Raw genomic sequence first — 14,112 nt, forward strand, 5'->3', positions numbered from 1 at the left:
GAGAGGCAAGCGGCGGCAGGACACCGCCGCCGACGTCAATCAGCCCAGTGGACGCGCAGGCGCGCGCCGTCCAGGTTGATCGCATTGAGGATCGGGTACTGCTGGGCGTCGTTGCTGTCCAGCGCCTGGCGCAGTACCTGCAGCTTCTGCTTGCCGCGCAGCAGCAACAGGCGCTGGCGGCACTGGCGCAGGCCATGCGGGGTCAGGGTGATGCGCAGTGGCCACTGGTTCGCCCCGGGGCAGCCGGTGGCGTCCAGCGCGGCATAGGGCAGGGTGCTTTCCAGTGCGCGGGCCAGGTCCTTCGAGCCCGGGAACAGCGAGGCGGTGTGGCCGTCGTTGCCCATGCCCAGTGCCACCAGGCTCGGCGGCTGGCTGTGCTGGGCCTGCAGGTTGGCGGTGTAAACGCATTCGGGCAGCGGCTTGCCGATCCGCACCAGCGGATCGAAGTGGGCGCCCTCGGCACGCTTGAGCAGGTTTTCGCGCACCAGCCAGGCGTTGCTGTCGCGATCCTGTGGCGACAGCCAGCGTTCGTCGGCCAGGCTCACTTCCACCCGGTCCCAGTGCACGTCCAGCTCGGCCAGCGCCTGGTAGACCGGCGCCGGCGTGGTGCCACCGGACAGCAGGATGCGGGCGCGCCCCACCTCGTTGATGTCGTGGTTGAGCGTCTGCGCCATCTCGGCGGCCACCGCCTCGATCCAGCCATCGGCATCGCCGTGCGGGATGAACTCGATGCGGTCGTCGTGGAGGGTAGGGGTCATGCGGCAACTCCTGGTGCGTCACGTTCGGCGTCGGCGGCATAGGCAGCGGCGCCCAGCAACCCGGCATGCGGATGCATCACGGCCAGCGAAGGAACCCGCGCCATGATGGAAGAGAACCGGCCCTTGTGCTCGAAGCGCTGGCGGAATCCCGAGTGCTGCAGCGAATCGAGCATCTTCGGGGTCAGGCCGCCGGTCAGGAACACGCCATCCCACGCACCCTGGGTCAACACCAGGTCGCCGGCGATGGCACCGAACACGGCACAGAACACATCCACGGTGCGCATGGCCTGGGGATCACCGTGCAGGGCGCGGGCGGTCACGTCCACCGGCTGCAGCTGGCCGGGGTCGATGCCGGCCATCTCGCACACCGCGCGATGGATGTTGACCAGGCCGGGGCCACAGATCAGGCGCTCGTTGGAGACGCGGCCGAACTGCTCGGACAGGATCTCCAGGATGCGGATCTCTTCCGGGGTTCCCGGCGGGAAGCTGACATGGCCGCCTTCGGTTTCCAGCGGATAGCAACGGCCGTGGCGCATGATCAGGCCGCCGACGCCGAGCCCGGTACCGGGCCCGATCACCGCGTAGTTGCGTGGCTGGCCGGGCTTGCCCGGTACCCAGGCAGCCCCGCCGACCTGGACCACGTCGTCGGGCTGAAGCAGCGAAATCGCCATCGCCTGCGCGGCGAAATCGTTGATCAGGTGCAGCTCGTCGAAACCGAGCATCGCGGCGGTACGGCTGCGCGAGATCACCCACGGATGGTTGGTGATGCGCGCTTCGTCACCATCGACGCGCCCGGCCACGGCGAACACGCCGCGGCTTGCGCTGGCGCCGATCTGTTCCAGGTGGTGGCGCGCCGCGTCACCGAGCGATGGGAACTCCGCCACCGCGTATTCGCGGATGCTGTCCTTCCGCAGCGGCGCGTCCTGCGAGGTGTCGGCCAGGGCGAAGCGGGCGTTGGTGCCGCCGATGTCGGCAACCAGCACCGGCTGCGAGGTGGCACTCATGCCGAGGCCCCGCTGTCCGGCGCGTCCACGCCCTGCGGCAGGAACTCGCCCGCATTGCTCGGGCCCCACTGGCCGGCGGGATAGGGTTCCAGCGGCAGCTTGGCCTCCTTCCAGGCGTCGGCGACGCTGTCGATCCACGCCCACGCGGCACGCACTTCGTCGTCGCGCACGAACAGCGTGTGGTTGCCGTTGAAGGCGTCCAGGAACAGGCGTTCGTAGGCGATGCGGCGGTGCAGGCCGGTCGGCACCGACAGTTCCAGTTCCAGCGGATGCAGTTCCAGCGCGCCCCATTCCGGGCCGGCCAGGCTGCTCATCAGGCCCAGTTCGATGTTCTCCTGCGGCTGCAGCTGGAACACCAGGCGGTTCGGTGCGGCCTGCGCGCGCTGCGGGCGCTCGAACAGCCAGTGGGTGACCGGCTTCAGCGTGACCACCACGCGGGTGGTGCGCTCGGGCAGGCGCTTGCCGGTGACCAGGTGGAACGGCACGCCGCTCCAGCGCCAGTTGTCGATGTGCGCGGTGACGCCGGCGAAGGTTTCCACGTCGCTGCCTTCCGGCGGCTGGTAGGCCTGCGCCGGCTGGCCGTTGATGGTGCCGGCGGTGTAGCGGCCGCGGATGCTGTCACGCGCGGCGTGCCTGGCATCGAGCGGGCGCAGGGCGCGCAGCACCTTGACCTTCTCGTCGCGGATGCGGTCGGCTTCCAGCGAGGCGGGTGGTTCCATCGCGACCATGCACAGCAGCTGCAGGATGTGGCTCTGCACCATGTCGCGCAGCGCGCCGGAGCGCGCGTAGTACGCGTCACGGCCGTCCACGCCCTCGCTCTCGGCCACCAGGATGTGCACCGATTCGATGTAGTTGCGGTTCCACACCGCTTCCAGCAGCGTGTTGCCGAAGCGCAGCGCGATCAGGTTCTGCACCGCGGCCTTGCCCAGGTAGTGGTCGAGGCGGAACACGCGGTCCTCGTCGATCCACTGGCCGATGGTGCTGATGATCTCCTCGGCGCTTTCGCTGTCGCTGCCGATCGGCTTCTCCAGCATCAGCCGTGCCGGCGCGGCGAGCGCGCCGCCCTTGGCCAGGCCTTCGCAGGTGGAGATGTACAGGCCCGGCGGAATGGCCAGGTAGCTGACGCACTTGCGGTCCACCAGGTCGGCGACCGCGGCGGCGACCGAGTCGACGTCGCGCAGGTCCACCGAGCGGTAGTCGATGCGGCGCAGCAGGGCGCCGATGTCGTCCTGCGTGGCCATCGGCATGGCCTGCTGCAGTCGCGGCCGCAGGATGTCATGGAAGGCTTCGGTGTCATGCCCGGACAGGGCCAGCGCACGGATGCGGAAGTCCTCCGGCAGCAGGCCGTCGCCAAGCAGGCGAAGCAGCGAAGGGAACAGGTAGCGCTGGGCCAGATCACCTGTGGCACCGAACAGGAAGAGGGTGTCGTGCATCGCTCGAGTTTCAGATCCGGGTGACATCGTTGTCAATCGCTTCATGGCTGGGTTCGGGGGACATCCGCGCAACTGCCTGTCCGAGGTTCGTCGGGCGCGTTCTCCGGTGCACTGGAAGACCGTTCCATTCGAAACCACCACCTCGGCGGAACCTTCGTTCAACCGCCGACGCAGATCGGTGCGCACCGATCATCGGATAGTGCCACGTGAAAACGTTTACATGGCAGAATGGGCAACTGTATTCGATTGCAGTGCTCGCCGTCATGCGGCAAGCGCGCAATCATCACTGCCATCGGGAGGGCCGAGGCAGTCCCAAAAGACAGCCCGGCTTCGGGCGGACCGGATAGGTGATATGGCAAAAGTGCAGTTGCAGGGTGTGCGCAAGGTCTATGACAACGGCCAGGTCGCGGTGAAGGACGCCACCTTCGAGGTCGCCGATGGCGAACTGATGGTGCTGGTCGGTCCGTCCGGCTGTGGCAAGTCGACGTTGCTGCGGATGGTGGCCGGCCTGGAAGAGATCAGCGGTGGCACGCTGACCATCGGCGATCGCGTGGTCAACGACGTGGCGCCGAAGGATCGCGACATCGCCATGGTGTTCCAGAGCTACGCACTGTACCCGCACATGACCGTGGCCGAGAACCTGGCCTTCGGCCTGAAGCTGCGCGGACATGACAAGGCGACCATCGACAGGCGCATTGCCGAGGCGGCGCAGACGCTGGGCCTGACCGAGATGATGGACAAGCTGCCCAAGGCGATGTCCGGTGGCCAGCGCCAGCGCGTGGCGCTGGGTCGTGCGCTGGTGCGCGAGCCGGCGGTGTTCCTGCTCGACGAGCCGCTGTCCAACCTCGATGCCAAGCTGCGCCACAGCGTGCGCACCGAAATCGCGCAGCTGCACCGCAAGCTGGGCACCACCATGATCTACGTGACCCACGACCAGGTCGAGGCGATGACCCTGGGCCAGCGCATCGTGGTGCTGAAGGACGGCATCATCCAGCAGATCGATACGCCGATGGCGCTGTACGACCGCCCGGCCAACCTGTTCGTGGCCGGTTTCCTTGGCAGCCCGGCGATGAACGTGCTGCGCGGCACGCTGCAGGGCGATGCCGGCGGCGTGACCGTGGTCGACGGCGAATGGCGCGCGCCGCTGGGACAGGCCACGATCGATCCAGCGTGGCTGCAGAAGCCGATCGCGGTGGGTGTGCGCCCGGAGCACCTGCAGCCTGCTGCTGCCGATGACGCGCACGCGTTCATCGCGCGCATTGAAGGCATCGAACCGGTCGGCAACGAGATCTTCGTCAACATGAGCAGTGGCCAGCACGCGCTGACCATGCGCGTGGCGCCGCAGTCGCTGCCGGGCGTGGGCGAAGACATCCGGGTGGCCATCCACCCGCAGGGCCTGCATTTCTTCAACGCGGAAACCGGCGAGCGCCTGTAAGGGGTAGTGCCGGCCGCTGGCCGGCAACCTCAACCCCGCATGGTTGCCGGCCAGCGGCCGGCACTACCATTCCTGCACTCACCCGTGCAGGTCCCCGACTGCTTCAGCGGGCCAGGCCATCCAGCAACGGCACGCGCTGCGCGATGGCATTACCCACCTGCAGCTCGGCGTCGCCAGCCTCCAGTGGCAGCACCGCCAGGGCCAGTTCGCCGGCTACGCTGGCAATCGTGCCGAGGGCCGCGCCGTCCTGCTGCACGCCATCGCCCGCCTGTGCCGGGGCCGCGGTATGCAGCAGCTGCACTGCACGCTTGGCCTTGCCGAGGAAATGGGTGCGGGCGACGATTTCCTGCCCCGGGTAGCAGCCCTTCTTCACGCTGTAGCCGTTCAGCCGGTCCAGCCCGAGCTGCTGCGGGGTCCACACTTCGCGCTGGCTGTGTTCCAGCCGCGGCAGGCCGTAGCGCAGGTCGGCCTGGCGCCAGGCCAGGGCAAAGGCGGCCTCGTCGGCGTCGCCGCCGGTCGAGAAGGCATCAGCGGCGGCAATGCGCAGCGTGCGCGGCAGGGCGTCGCTGCCCAGGTCCAGTTCCCAGCCATCACCGGCGTGCGCGATCGCAGCGCCGCTGGCGGCCTCGGGCGCGGTGAACGCACCGGCCACTGCCAGGTCGCCGCGCGGCAGCACCTTCAGCTTGCGCCGGAACACGAAGCGCTGCAGTTGCGACGCAATCGCATCGGCATCGCCGTCGGCCAGCACCAGCATCACGTGATCGTCGGCCAGCCGGAGCAGCTGGAACACCGCCAGGGTGCGGCCCTTGGCACTCAGCCAGGCGCTCCACTGCCAGTGCAGCAGGGGCAGGGCGGTGACATCGCTGCTGAACTGGGCGTGGGCGAAGACGGCCGCATCCGGGCCCTGCAGGCTCAGCAGCTGGTGGCCGGGCAGGCGCGGATATCCGACGAAAGCAGGGGGCAGGTTGTCAGGCACGTGAACGAGGTCTAAAATTTGTGCGTTGCGAGACCGAACATGATAGGCCAAACAACCCCCACTCCCGACGACGAATCTGAAGCCCCGCTGGTCCCTGCGGCACCCGTGCCCGTGGAACAGGAAAAGGTGGAGGAATTCGGCGGCCGCGGCGGACTTGATCCGGTGCGGTATGGCGATTGGGAGAAAAACGGACGCTGCATCGATTTCTGATCAGCATTGAGCCAACGCGGCCGCGTGCCGCCCAGCCGAGACAACGAGCCCAGCGAATGGCGACCAGACAACGCCCACTTTCCCCGCACCTTCAGGTGTATCGCTGGCAGATTCAGATGGCCACCTCGATCCTGCATCGAGCCACTGGCATCTTTCTGTCTGTTGGTGCCCTCATCATCGCTGCCGGCCTGCTGGCCCTGATGATGGGGCCCGAGTCCTGGAACTGCTTCACCGGCCATGCCGGGGCCTGGTATGGCCGCGTGTTCCTGTTCGCGTGGACATGGTCGTTCGCCTATCACCTGTGCAATGGCATCCGCCACGTCGTGCAGGACTTCGCCATTGGTTTCAGCATCCCCGCCTTCATCCGCAGCAGCTGGCTGTCGGTCATCGGCAGCCTGGTGATCACCCTGCTGGTGTGGGCCTATGTGATGTTCGGAGGTGCCGCGTGAGCAAGTTCCGTACCCCGTTGAAGAACGTGCGCGGCCTGGGCTCGGCCAAGACCGGCACCGAGCACTTCGTGCACCAGCGCCTGACCGCCGCCGCACTGGTGGTGCTGGGCATCTGGTTCCTGGTCTTCGTGCTGGGCCTGCTCGGCTCGGACTACGCGACCGCCGCCGCCGCCGTGGCCAAGCCGTGGAACGCGGTGCCGCTGATCGGCCTGCTGATCGCCATGTTCTGGCACGCGCAGCTCGGCATGCAGGTCGTGCTGGAAGACTACATCCACGAATCGCTGCTGGCCCTGGTGCTGCAGACCGCGGTGAAGTTCGTCGCCGTGCTCGGCATGATCGTCAGTGTGTTTGCGGTGGGCCGCATCGCCCTCGGCGTTGCCTGAGCCCAGGCACCTACACAGGAATCCAGATTAGATGTCCGCTTACAAGATCACCGAACACAAGTACGACATGGTCGTGGTCGGCGCCGGCGGTGCCGGCCTGCGCGCCACGTTCGGCCTGGCCGCCAAGGGCCTGCAGACCGTGTGCCTGACCAAGGTCTTCCCGACCCGTTCGCACACCGTTGCCGCCCAGGGCGGTATTTCGGCCGCACTCGGCAACATGGGCGAGGACGACTGGCGCTACCACTTCTTCGACACCATCAAGGGGTCGGACTGGCTGGGCGACCAGGACGCCATCGAGTACATGTGCCGTGAGGCCATCCCGGCCATCATCGAACTCGAACACTACGGCGTGCCGTTCTCGCGCACTGCCGAAGGCAAGATCTACCAGCGCCCGTTCGGTGGCATGACCACCAAGTACGGCGAAGGCCCGGCGGCGCAGCGTACCTGCGCGGCGGCCGACCGTACCGGCCACGCGATGCTGCACACGCTGTACCAGCAGTCGCTGAAGCACGACGCGCGCTTCATGATCGAGTACTTCGCGCTCGACCTGATCTTCGACGAGGAAGGCGCCTGCCGCGGCGTGCTGGCCCTGGACATGTCCGACGGCACCCTGCACCTGTTCCGCGCCCAGGGCGTGGTGCTGGCCACCGGTGGTTACGGCCGTGCGTACTTCAGCGCCACCTCGGCGCACACCTGCACCGGCGACGGTGGCGGCCTGGCCATGCGTGCCGGCATCGCCATGCAGGACATGGAGTTCGTGCAGTTCCATCCGACCGGCATCTACGGCGCCGGCTGCCTGATCACCGAGGGTGTCCGCGGTGAAGGCGGCATCCTGCGCAACAGCAGCGGCGAGCGCTTCATGGAGCGCTATGCACCGCATTACAAGGACCTGGCGTCGCGCGACGTGGTCAGCCGTTCGATGACCATCGAGATCCGCGAAGGCCGCGGCGTCGGCGAGCACAAGGACCACATCCTGCTCGACCTGACCCACTTGGGCCCGGGCGTGATCGACGAGAAGCTGCCGGGCATTGCCGAAAGCGCCCGCATCTTCGCCGGCGTCGACGTGCACAAGCAGCCGATCCCGGTCATCCCGACCGTGCACTACAACATGGGCGGCATCCCGACCAACTACCACGGTGAAGTGGTGCAGAAGGTCGGTGACAACGACAACGCGGTCGTGCCGGGCCTGTACGCCATCGGCGAAGCGGCCTGCGTGTCCGTGCACGGTGCCAACCGCCTGGGCTCGAACTCGCTGCTGGACCTGGTGGTGTTCGGGCGTGCGGTGGCCAACCGCTGCGCCGAGACCATCAAGCCGGGCGCATCGCACAAGCCGCTGCCGGCCGATGCCTGCGACAAGGCGCTGGGCCTGCTGGACAAGCTGCGCCACGCCAATGGCGATACCCCGACCTCGGTCATCCGCGATCGCATGCAGCGCACCATGCAGGCCGACGCGGCGGTCTTCCGCACCAGCCAGACGCTGAAGGAAGGCTGCGAGAAGATGGACAAGATCTTCGACTCGTTCCAGGACGTGAAGGTCTCCGACCGTTCGCTGGTGTGGAATTCGGACCTGATCGAGACCTACGAGCTGAACAACCTGCTGCTCAACGCGGTGGCGACGATCAACTCGGCCGAACAGCGCAAGGAAAGCCGTGGTGCGCATGCGCACGAGGACTATCCGGACCGCGACGACGTCAACTGGCAGAAGCACACCCTGGTCAGCGTCGACGAGAAGGGCAAGTGCAGCTTCGACTACCGTCCGGTGCACATGTACACGTTGACCGACGACGTGTCCGTGGTGCCGCCGAAGCCGCGCGTGTACTGATCCGACCCCGCCTACCATGCAATCCGCGCCCACGGGCGCGGGCCGCCTGAGCCAACGAGAGCAGCCATGGCCGAGTTTTCACTCCCCAAGAATTCCAAGATCACGAAGGGCAAGCACTTCCCCGTCAAGAACGGCGGCAAGAACGTGCGCACCTTCAAGATCTACCGCTGGAGTCCGGACGACGACAGCAACCCGCGCACCGATACCTATGAAGTCGATCTGGATGCCTGTGGCCCGATGGTCCTGGACGCCCTGATCAAGATCAAGAACGAGATCGACCCGACCCTGACCTTCCGCCGCTCGTGCCGCGAGGGTATCTGTGGTTCGTGCGCGATGAACATCGACGGCACCAACACCCTGGCCTGCACCCGAGCCATCTCGGACTGTGGCAAGAAGGAAGTGCCGATCTACCCGCTGCCGCACATGAACGTGGTCAAGGACCTGGTTCCGGACCTGACCCATTTCTACGCGCAGTACGCGTCGATCAAGCCGTGGATCCGTACCCAGACCCCGGCACCGCCGGACCGCGAGCGCCTGCAGTCGCCGGAAGACCGCAAGAAGCTGGACGGCCTGTACGAGTGCATCCTGTGTGCCTGCTGCTCGACCAGCTGCCCGAGCTACTGGTGGAACGGCGAGCGTTACCTGGGCCCGGCGATCCTGCTGCAGGCCTACCGCTGGATCATCGACTCGCGTGATGAGGACACCGGTGCGCGCCTGGACGATCTGGAAGACCCGTTCAAGCTTTACCGCTGCCACACCATCATGAACTGCGCCCGGACCTGCCCGAAGGGCCTGAACCCGGCGCTGGCGATCGCCGAGATCAAGAAGCTGATGATGGAACGCCGCGCCTGACCAGGCCCGGCGGTATCTGGTAGAGCCACGCGACGCGTGGCTGTGCCACCCCAGTAGAGCCACGCCATGCGTGGCTTTGCTGTATCTGGAGAAACACGATGGAAGAAGATGTTCTGCTGAAGAAGCTGCGCTGGCGCTGCCGACGCGGCATGCGCGAACTGGACCAGCTGTTCGGCCGCTACCTGGACCGGGAGTGGAGTACTGCGCCGACCGAAGAACGCGAAGTTTTCCTGTTCCTGCTCGACTGCGAGGACGATAAGTTGTGGCGCTGGTTCATGGGCTACGAGGCCTGCCCGCATGCGCACGCGATCCCCCTCATGCAGAAGATCCTCGCCCTCAAGCCTTGAGTGGCGTCCCTCGCGGCTGCAGGCCGCCGCCCAGCTGGCGGTGTTGCTGGCCGCGCCCTGGCTGCTGCGCGCATCGGATCTGCCGCCGCAACTGCTGATGCCCGCGGTGTTGCTGGCCTGGGGCGCCGGGGGCACCGAGCTGGCCTGGCGCCAGCGCCGGCCACGCACGCAGCTGCTTCTGCCCCTGCCTCCGAAGCCGCTGCAGGTGGGCGGGCAGGGCATCGATGCGCCGCGGCTGATCGTACGCGGCCCCTGGCTGTTGTTGCTCTGGCGTGAGGGCGGCAGGCGCCAGCGCCTGTTGTTCTGGCCGGATGTGCTCGATTCCGGGCAGCGACGTGAACTGCGACTGGCCGTGGCCGCACGCAGCGTTTCCCGTCGGGCCCGGTCAATGGCACCATAAGCTGAATTGACCGGCGTGCCTGCATGTTCAAACCCATTCCCGTGGCCATCGGCCTGCGCTACCTGCGCGCCAAGCGCCGCAACGGCTTCATCTCCTTCATTTCGATGGCATCGATCCTGGGCATCGCGCTCGGCGTTACGGTGCTGATCACCACGCTGGCGGTGATGAGCGGATTCCAGAAGGAAATCCGCAGCCGCCTGCTGCAGATGACCGCGCACACCACTATCAGCCGCGACGGCGAGCCGATGCCGGACTGGATGCGCGTGGTCGACGTGGCCCGCAAGGATCCGCGCGTGGCCGGTGCCGCGCCGTATATCGAGATCCAGTCGATGATCAGCGGCCCGCGCGTGCAGGGTGCGATCATCCAGGGCATCGATCCGGCGCTGGAGCCGAAGGTTTCGGTGATCGACAAGAAGGTCACCAAGGGCAGCTATGCCAGCCTGACGCCGGGCAGCTTCAACCTGCTGCTGGGCAAGGAACTGGCGATCTGGCTCGGCGTCGATGTCGGTGACCAGGTGCTGGTGACATTTGCCGAAGTGCAGGGCACGCCTGCCGGTGCGGTGCCACGGATGAAACGCTTCACCGTCAGTGGCATCTTCGAGGCCGGCTACAACGAGGTCGACCGGGGCGTCGGCTTCGCCAACATGCAGGACCTGGAGCGCGTGCTGCGCAGCGACGGTGCCACCGGCGTGCGGTTGAAACTGCACGACATGGACCGCTCGCTGGAAGTGGGCGTGGACCTGGCGCAGAGCCTGGGGGGGGCCTACCGCGTGAGTGACTGGACGCAGCAGAACGCCAACCTCTACCACTCGCTGCGCATGGAGAAGGTGGTGATGGGCATCCTGCTGTCGCTGATCATCGCCATGGGTGCCTTCAACCTGGTGTCCTCGCAGGTGATGCTGGTGACCGACAAGCAGGCCGACATCGCCATCCTGCGCACCCTCGGCCTGACCCCGGGCGGGGTGATGCAGGTGTTCATGGTGCAGGGTTCGCTGATCGGCATCTTCGGCACGCTGGCCGGCCTGATCGGCGGCATCACGCTGACTCTCAACCTGGAGCGCATCCTGGGCGCCATCGAGCGCGTGTTCAACGTCAAGCTGTTGCCGGAGGATGTGTACTACATCACCGGCCTGCCGACCGACATGCAGACCGGCGACGTGGTGGCGATCACCGTGGTCGCGCTGCTGATGAGCTTCCTGGCCACCCTGTATCCCGCCTGGCGGGCAGCACGCACCCAGCCGGCGGAGGCCCTGCGTTATGAATAAGGTCTTCAACCGTGGCGATGAAGTGATCCGCGCCGAAGCACTGGGCAAGACCTACGCCGAAGGGCGCATGCAGACCCCGGTGTTCGATGGACTGGACCTGACCGTGACCGCCGGCGAGACGGTGGCGATCATCGGTGCCTCCGGCGCGGGCAAGAGCACGCTGCTGCACCTGCTGGGGGGGCTGGATGTTCCGACCGCAGGCGAGGTGTACGTCACGGGCCAGCGCATGTCGGCGCTGTCGGATACCGCGCGCGGCCTGCTGCGCAACCAGGCGCTGGGCTTCGTCTACCAGTTCCACCACCTGTTGCCGGAGTTCACCGCGCTGGAAAACGTGATGATGCCGGTGCTGCTGGCCGGCACCGCCGTGGCCGAAGCGAGCAGCCGGGCCACCACGCTGCTGGAAGCGGTCGGCCTCGGACATCGCCTGGACCACAAGCCCGGCGAGCTGTCCGGTGGTGAGCGCCAGCGTGCCGCAGTGGCCCGTGCGCTGGTCAATCATCCGGCCTGCGTGCTCGGCGACGAGCCGACCGGCAACCTGGATGACCGCACCGCGGGCACCGTGTTCGAGCTGATGCTGGAACTCAACCGTGCCCGTCACACCAGCCTCGTGCTGGTCACCCACGACCGCAGCCTTGCGCGGCGGCTGGACCGGGTGCTGGAGCTGCGCGAAGGCCGCCTGCACGCGCTCGCCCACGCCGACGTCTGAGCGCCCGGCAACGGCCGCCTCCCGGTGCCTGAACGGGTATACCTGCCATCGCGCCGGCCGCACGTCGGCCGGCGCATGATCGCGGCAGGTTCCCCGAGGAGATCGCCATGAAGACCCCGCTCCTGATTGCCGGACTCTGTCTGGCGCTGGCCGCCTGTGCGACCACCGGCCGGCTCAGCAGCACCGAAAAGCTCGGCCTGTACCGCGCCCATGCTGGCGCGCCGCAGAATGACATGCCCTTCTTCGGCAGCCTCAATGGCTGGACCGAACTGGGTGACAGCGCGCTGGCGGTGTGGACCCGGCCGAGCGAGGCCTACCTGCTGGAACTGAGCGGCCCGTGCCCGGACCTGCCCTACGCCACGGCCATCGGGCTCACCAGCAGCATGGGCCGGGTATCGTCGCGCTTCGACAAGGTACTGGTGCGTGACCCGACCGGTGGCCCGCGCATGCCGTGCTTCATCCACAGCATCCGCAAGCTGGATGTGAAGGCGCTGCGTGCCTCCGAGCAGGAGCTGCGCCAGGCGCAGGTGCAGGAGCGCGAGGAAAATACGAACTAGCGCGGTAGTGCCGGCCGCTGGCCGGCATCGCGCAGATGCCAAGTTGCCGGCCAGCGGCCGGCACTACCTGTGGGTCAGGCTTCCGGAACGAAGCCGGCCGGCTTTTCCGCGTCCTTCTCGAACAGGAACTTGACCAGTTCGCCTTCAAGGAACGCACGATGTTCCGGCGTCCGCGGCGACAGCCGGTTTTCGTTGATCAGCATGGTCTGGTGCGCAAGCCACGCGGCCCACGCCTGCTTGCCGATGTTGTTGAAGATGCGCTGGCCCAGTTCGCCGGGGTAGGGCACGAAGTCCAGGCCCTCGGCATCGCGTTGTTCGTACTGGCAGAAGACGGTTCGGGGCATGGCACTCACTCGTGGTTGCGGGGTTTCTTGGAATTTCGTTTCGGCGTCCTGATCGTGGCACCGTCGAGCAGCTTGCGGATCGGTGCCGGCAGGCCCAGCGAAGGCAGTTCGTGGGCAGCGACCCAGCGCAGCGTGGGTTCTTCCACGCGCAGGCCGTCTACCTGCCGTGACAGTACCTGCAGGTGCAGCCGGTAGTGGCTGAAGGTGTGCTGCAGCACCGGCAGCGCCTCGGCGTCTTCCAGCGAACCTTCCACGTGCGCATCGAACCAATCCTGCAGCACGCTGCCGGCCTCGGCCTGCGGCAGCGTCCACAGCTGCGCCCAGATGCCGGTGTCCGGTCGCTTCTGCAGCAGTACGCGCTGCTGGGCGTCGCGCAGCAGCAGGGCCACCGCTTCGCGCTCGGGCAGGGTTTTGCCCGGCTTGGGCGTGGGCAGTTCAGCGGTGCGGCCCTCGCGCCGCGCCACGCACGCGTCCTGCAGCGGGCAGATCACGCAGGCCGGTTTGGCGCGGCTGCACACCGTCGCGCCCAGATCCATCTGCGCCTGGGTGTAATCGGCCATGCGCCCGGCCGGCACCTGCGCTACGTGCGCCTCGGCGATTGCCCATAGCTGCTTCTCGATGGCCGGCAGGCCCGGGAAGCCGTCGATGCCGTGGTAGCGGCTGAGCACGCGCTTGACGTTGCCGTCGAGGATCGCGAACGGGTCGTTCCAGGCCTGGCTGAGGATGGCGCCGGCAGTGCTGCGACCGATGCCGGGCAGCGCGTGCAGCGCGTCGAAATCGCGCGGCAGGTCGCCGTCGTGCAGTTCCACGCAGCGCTTGGCGGCGGCATGCAGGTTGCGTGCGCGGGCGTAGTAGCCAAGCCCTGCCCACTGCGCCATCACTGCGTCATTGCTGGCGGCGGCGAGGTCGGGCAAGGTCGGGAAGTGCTGCAGGAACCGCAGGAAGTACGGGATGACCGTGGCCACCTGGGTCTGCTGCAGCATGATCTCCGACAGCCAGACCCGGTAGGGACTGCGCGGATGCTGCCAGGGCAGGTCGTGGCGGCCGTGGTCGTCGAACCAGTGCAGCAGGCGGGCGACGAAGTCGTCGGTGTGCGGGGATCCGGCGCTGGCGTGCGGCTGGCGGGGCATGGGTGTTCCAGAGAGGCAGCCACCCATGGGGTGGCGCTACC

At 67.3% G+C, this 14,112-nt stretch carries 17 protein-coding genes; 11 read left to right on the top strand and 6 right to left on the bottom strand.

All coding sequences use genetic code 11. The features are described 5' to 3' along the window. Positions 1 to 35: 35 nt before the first annotated feature. Genes pgl through zwf form a run of 3 tightly spaced genes read right to left on the bottom strand, consistent with a single transcriptional unit; the run spans position 36 to position 3,195 of the window. Positions 36 to 758: a 6-phosphogluconolactonase gene (pgl, locus tag AC5P9C_RS14075; protein WP_049468757.1), complete on the bottom strand. Its 723-nt coding sequence runs from the start codon at positions 756 to 758 to the stop codon at positions 36 to 38. Then, positions 755 to 1,762, bottom strand: coding sequence for a glucokinase (glk, locus tag AC5P9C_RS14080; RefSeq protein ID WP_049468755.1), 1,008 nt, complete (start codon positions 1,760 to 1,762; stop codon positions 755 to 757). Before glk ends, pgl begins: the two co-directional genes overlap by 4 nt. Continuing rightward, positions 1,759 to 3,195 (bottom strand): glucose-6-phosphate dehydrogenase, encoded by a 1,437-nt coding sequence (zwf, locus tag AC5P9C_RS14085; protein WP_057493828.1) that lies wholly within the window; start codon positions 3,193 to 3,195, stop codon positions 1,759 to 1,761. The genes glk and zwf overlap by 4 nt, the downstream gene beginning before the upstream one ends. A 352-nt stretch (positions 3,196 to 3,547) precedes the next feature. On the opposite strand from zwf, the gene AC5P9C_RS14090 reads away from it, so the two are divergent. Next, a complete protein-coding gene (locus tag AC5P9C_RS14090; RefSeq protein ID WP_049468752.1) occupies positions 3,548 to 4,630 on the top strand; it encodes an ABC transporter ATP-binding protein in 1,083 nt (360 codons plus the stop codon). Positions 4,631 to 4,733: 103 nt separating this feature from the next. Here the strand turns inward: AC5P9C_RS14090 and ygfZ are convergent, their stop codons facing one another. Then, a complete protein-coding gene (ygfZ, locus tag AC5P9C_RS14095) occupies positions 4,734 to 5,606 on the bottom strand; it encodes a CAF17-like 4Fe-4S cluster assembly/insertion protein YgfZ (protein ID WP_164083335.1) in 873 nt (290 codons plus the stop codon). A gap of 39 nt (positions 5,607 to 5,645) precedes the next feature. Here ygfZ and AC5P9C_RS14100 point away from each other — a divergent pair, with 39 nt between their 5' ends. The 10 genes from AC5P9C_RS14100 (at position 5,646) to AC5P9C_RS14145 (ending at position 12,597) form a co-directional block, all read left to right on the top strand. Beyond that, positions 5,646 to 5,816 (top strand): DUF1674 domain-containing protein, encoded by a 171-nt coding sequence (locus AC5P9C_RS14100; RefSeq protein ID WP_074726105.1) that lies wholly within the window; start codon positions 5,646 to 5,648, stop codon positions 5,814 to 5,816. A gap of 56 nt (positions 5,817 to 5,872) precedes the next feature. Next, complete coding sequence (gene sdhC / locus AC5P9C_RS14105; protein ID WP_005416132.1) at positions 5,873 to 6,265, top strand: succinate dehydrogenase, cytochrome b556 subunit; 393 nt, start codon at positions 5,873 to 5,875, stop codon at positions 6,263 to 6,265. Continuing rightward, positions 6,262 to 6,648, top strand: a complete 387-nt coding sequence (gene sdhD / locus AC5P9C_RS14110; protein ID WP_005409077.1) for a succinate dehydrogenase, hydrophobic membrane anchor protein — start codon at positions 6,262 to 6,264, stop codon at positions 6,646 to 6,648. The genes sdhC and sdhD overlap by 4 nt, the downstream gene beginning before the upstream one ends. A 31-nt stretch (positions 6,649 to 6,679) precedes the next feature. After that, positions 6,680 to 8,470, top strand: coding sequence for a succinate dehydrogenase flavoprotein subunit (gene sdhA / locus AC5P9C_RS14115; protein ID WP_053463388.1), 1,791 nt, complete (start codon positions 6,680 to 6,682; stop codon positions 8,468 to 8,470). 66 nt (positions 8,471 to 8,536) lie between these two features. Continuing rightward, positions 8,537 to 9,322 (top strand): succinate dehydrogenase iron-sulfur subunit, encoded by a 786-nt coding sequence (locus AC5P9C_RS14120; protein WP_005409079.1) that lies wholly within the window; start codon positions 8,537 to 8,539, stop codon positions 9,320 to 9,322. 98 nt (positions 9,323 to 9,420) lie between these two features. Next, positions 9,421 to 9,669: an FAD assembly factor SdhE gene (locus AC5P9C_RS14125; protein ID WP_004153155.1), complete on the top strand. Its 249-nt coding sequence runs from the start codon at positions 9,421 to 9,423 to the stop codon at positions 9,667 to 9,669. Further along, complete coding sequence (locus AC5P9C_RS14130; RefSeq protein WP_049468742.1) at positions 9,620 to 10,069, top strand: hypothetical protein; 450 nt, start codon at positions 9,620 to 9,622, stop codon at positions 10,067 to 10,069. The genes AC5P9C_RS14125 and AC5P9C_RS14130 overlap by 50 nt, the downstream gene beginning before the upstream one ends. 23 nt (positions 10,070 to 10,092) lie before the next feature. Continuing rightward, positions 10,093 to 11,334 carry a lipoprotein-releasing ABC transporter permease subunit gene (locus tag AC5P9C_RS14135; RefSeq protein WP_049468740.1) on the top strand — a complete coding sequence of 414 codons (1,242 nt, stop codon included), beginning with the start codon at positions 10,093 to 10,095 and terminating at the stop codon, positions 11,332 to 11,334. Next, entirely contained in the window at positions 11,327 to 12,040 is a 714-nt protein-coding gene (gene lolD / locus AC5P9C_RS14140) for a lipoprotein-releasing ABC transporter ATP-binding protein LolD (RefSeq protein WP_049407617.1), read from the top strand. Before AC5P9C_RS14135 ends, lolD begins: the two co-directional genes overlap by 8 nt. 107 nt (positions 12,041 to 12,147) lie before the next feature. Then, positions 12,148 to 12,597 (top strand): DUF6491 family protein, encoded by a 450-nt coding sequence (locus AC5P9C_RS14145; protein ID WP_049468738.1) that lies wholly within the window; start codon positions 12,148 to 12,150, stop codon positions 12,595 to 12,597. Between the two features lie 74 nt (positions 12,598 to 12,671). Here the strand turns inward: AC5P9C_RS14145 and AC5P9C_RS14150 are convergent, their stop codons facing one another. Both AC5P9C_RS14150 and mutY read right to left on the bottom strand, forming a co-directional pair. Beyond that, positions 12,672 to 12,941 carry an oxidative damage protection protein gene (locus AC5P9C_RS14150; RefSeq protein WP_019661206.1) on the bottom strand — a complete coding sequence of 90 codons (270 nt, stop codon included), beginning with the start codon at positions 12,939 to 12,941 and terminating at the stop codon, positions 12,672 to 12,674. 5 nt (positions 12,942 to 12,946) lie between these two features. Continuing rightward, positions 12,947 to 14,071, bottom strand: coding sequence for an A/G-specific adenine glycosylase (gene mutY, locus AC5P9C_RS14155; RefSeq protein WP_414615231.1), 1,125 nt, complete (start codon positions 14,069 to 14,071; stop codon positions 12,947 to 12,949). Between the last annotated feature and the right edge of the window lie 41 nt (positions 14,072 to 14,112).

Source organism: Stenotrophomonas sp. YJH_SMC_10 (genome assembly GCF_059371555.1).

What these genes read in the sequence shown, in the direction of transcription:
- sdhC (WP_005416132.1), top strand. Translation starts at nt 5,873, where the DNA reads ATGGCGACCAGACAACGCCCACTTTCCCCGCACCTTCAGGTGTATCGC.
- AC5P9C_RS14090 (WP_049468752.1), top strand. Translation starts at nt 3,548, where the DNA reads ATGGCAAAAGTGCAGTTGCAGGGTGTGCGCAAGGTCTATGACAACGGC.
- AC5P9C_RS14130 (WP_049468742.1), top strand. Translation starts at nt 9,620, where the DNA reads ATGCGCACGCGATCCCCCTCATGCAGAAGATCCTCGCCCTCAAGCCTT.
- sdhA (WP_053463388.1), top strand. Translation starts at nt 6,680, where the DNA reads ATGTCCGCTTACAAGATCACCGAACACAAGTACGACATGGTCGTGGTC.
- AC5P9C_RS14150 (WP_019661206.1), bottom strand. Translation starts at nt 12,941, where the DNA reads ATGCCCCGAACCGTCTTCTGCCAGTACGAACAACGCGATGCCGAGGGC.
- AC5P9C_RS14125 (WP_004153155.1), top strand. Translation starts at nt 9,421, where the DNA reads ATGGAAGAAGATGTTCTGCTGAAGAAGCTGCGCTGGCGCTGCCGACGC.
- AC5P9C_RS14145 (WP_049468738.1), top strand. Translation starts at nt 12,148, where the DNA reads ATGAAGACCCCGCTCCTGATTGCCGGACTCTGTCTGGCGCTGGCCGCC.
- mutY (WP_414615231.1), bottom strand. Translation starts at nt 14,071, where the DNA reads ATGCCCCGCCAGCCGCACGCCAGCGCCGGATCCCCGCACACCGACGAC.
- pgl (WP_049468757.1), bottom strand. Translation starts at nt 758, where the DNA reads ATGACCCCTACCCTCCACGACGACCGCATCGAGTTCATCCCGCACGGC.
- AC5P9C_RS14100 (WP_074726105.1), top strand. Translation starts at nt 5,646, where the DNA reads ATGATAGGCCAAACAACCCCCACTCCCGACGACGAATCTGAAGCCCCG.
- glk (WP_049468755.1), bottom strand. Translation starts at nt 1,762, where the DNA reads ATGAGTGCCACCTCGCAGCCGGTGCTGGTTGCCGACATCGGCGGCACC.
- lolD (WP_049407617.1), top strand. Translation starts at nt 11,327, where the DNA reads ATGAATAAGGTCTTCAACCGTGGCGATGAAGTGATCCGCGCCGAAGCA.
- zwf (WP_057493828.1), bottom strand. Translation starts at nt 3,195, where the DNA reads ATGCACGACACCCTCTTCCTGTTCGGTGCCACAGGTGATCTGGCCCAG.
- AC5P9C_RS14135 (WP_049468740.1), top strand. Translation starts at nt 10,093, where the DNA reads ATGTTCAAACCCATTCCCGTGGCCATCGGCCTGCGCTACCTGCGCGCC.
- AC5P9C_RS14120 (WP_005409079.1), top strand. Translation starts at nt 8,537, where the DNA reads ATGGCCGAGTTTTCACTCCCCAAGAATTCCAAGATCACGAAGGGCAAG.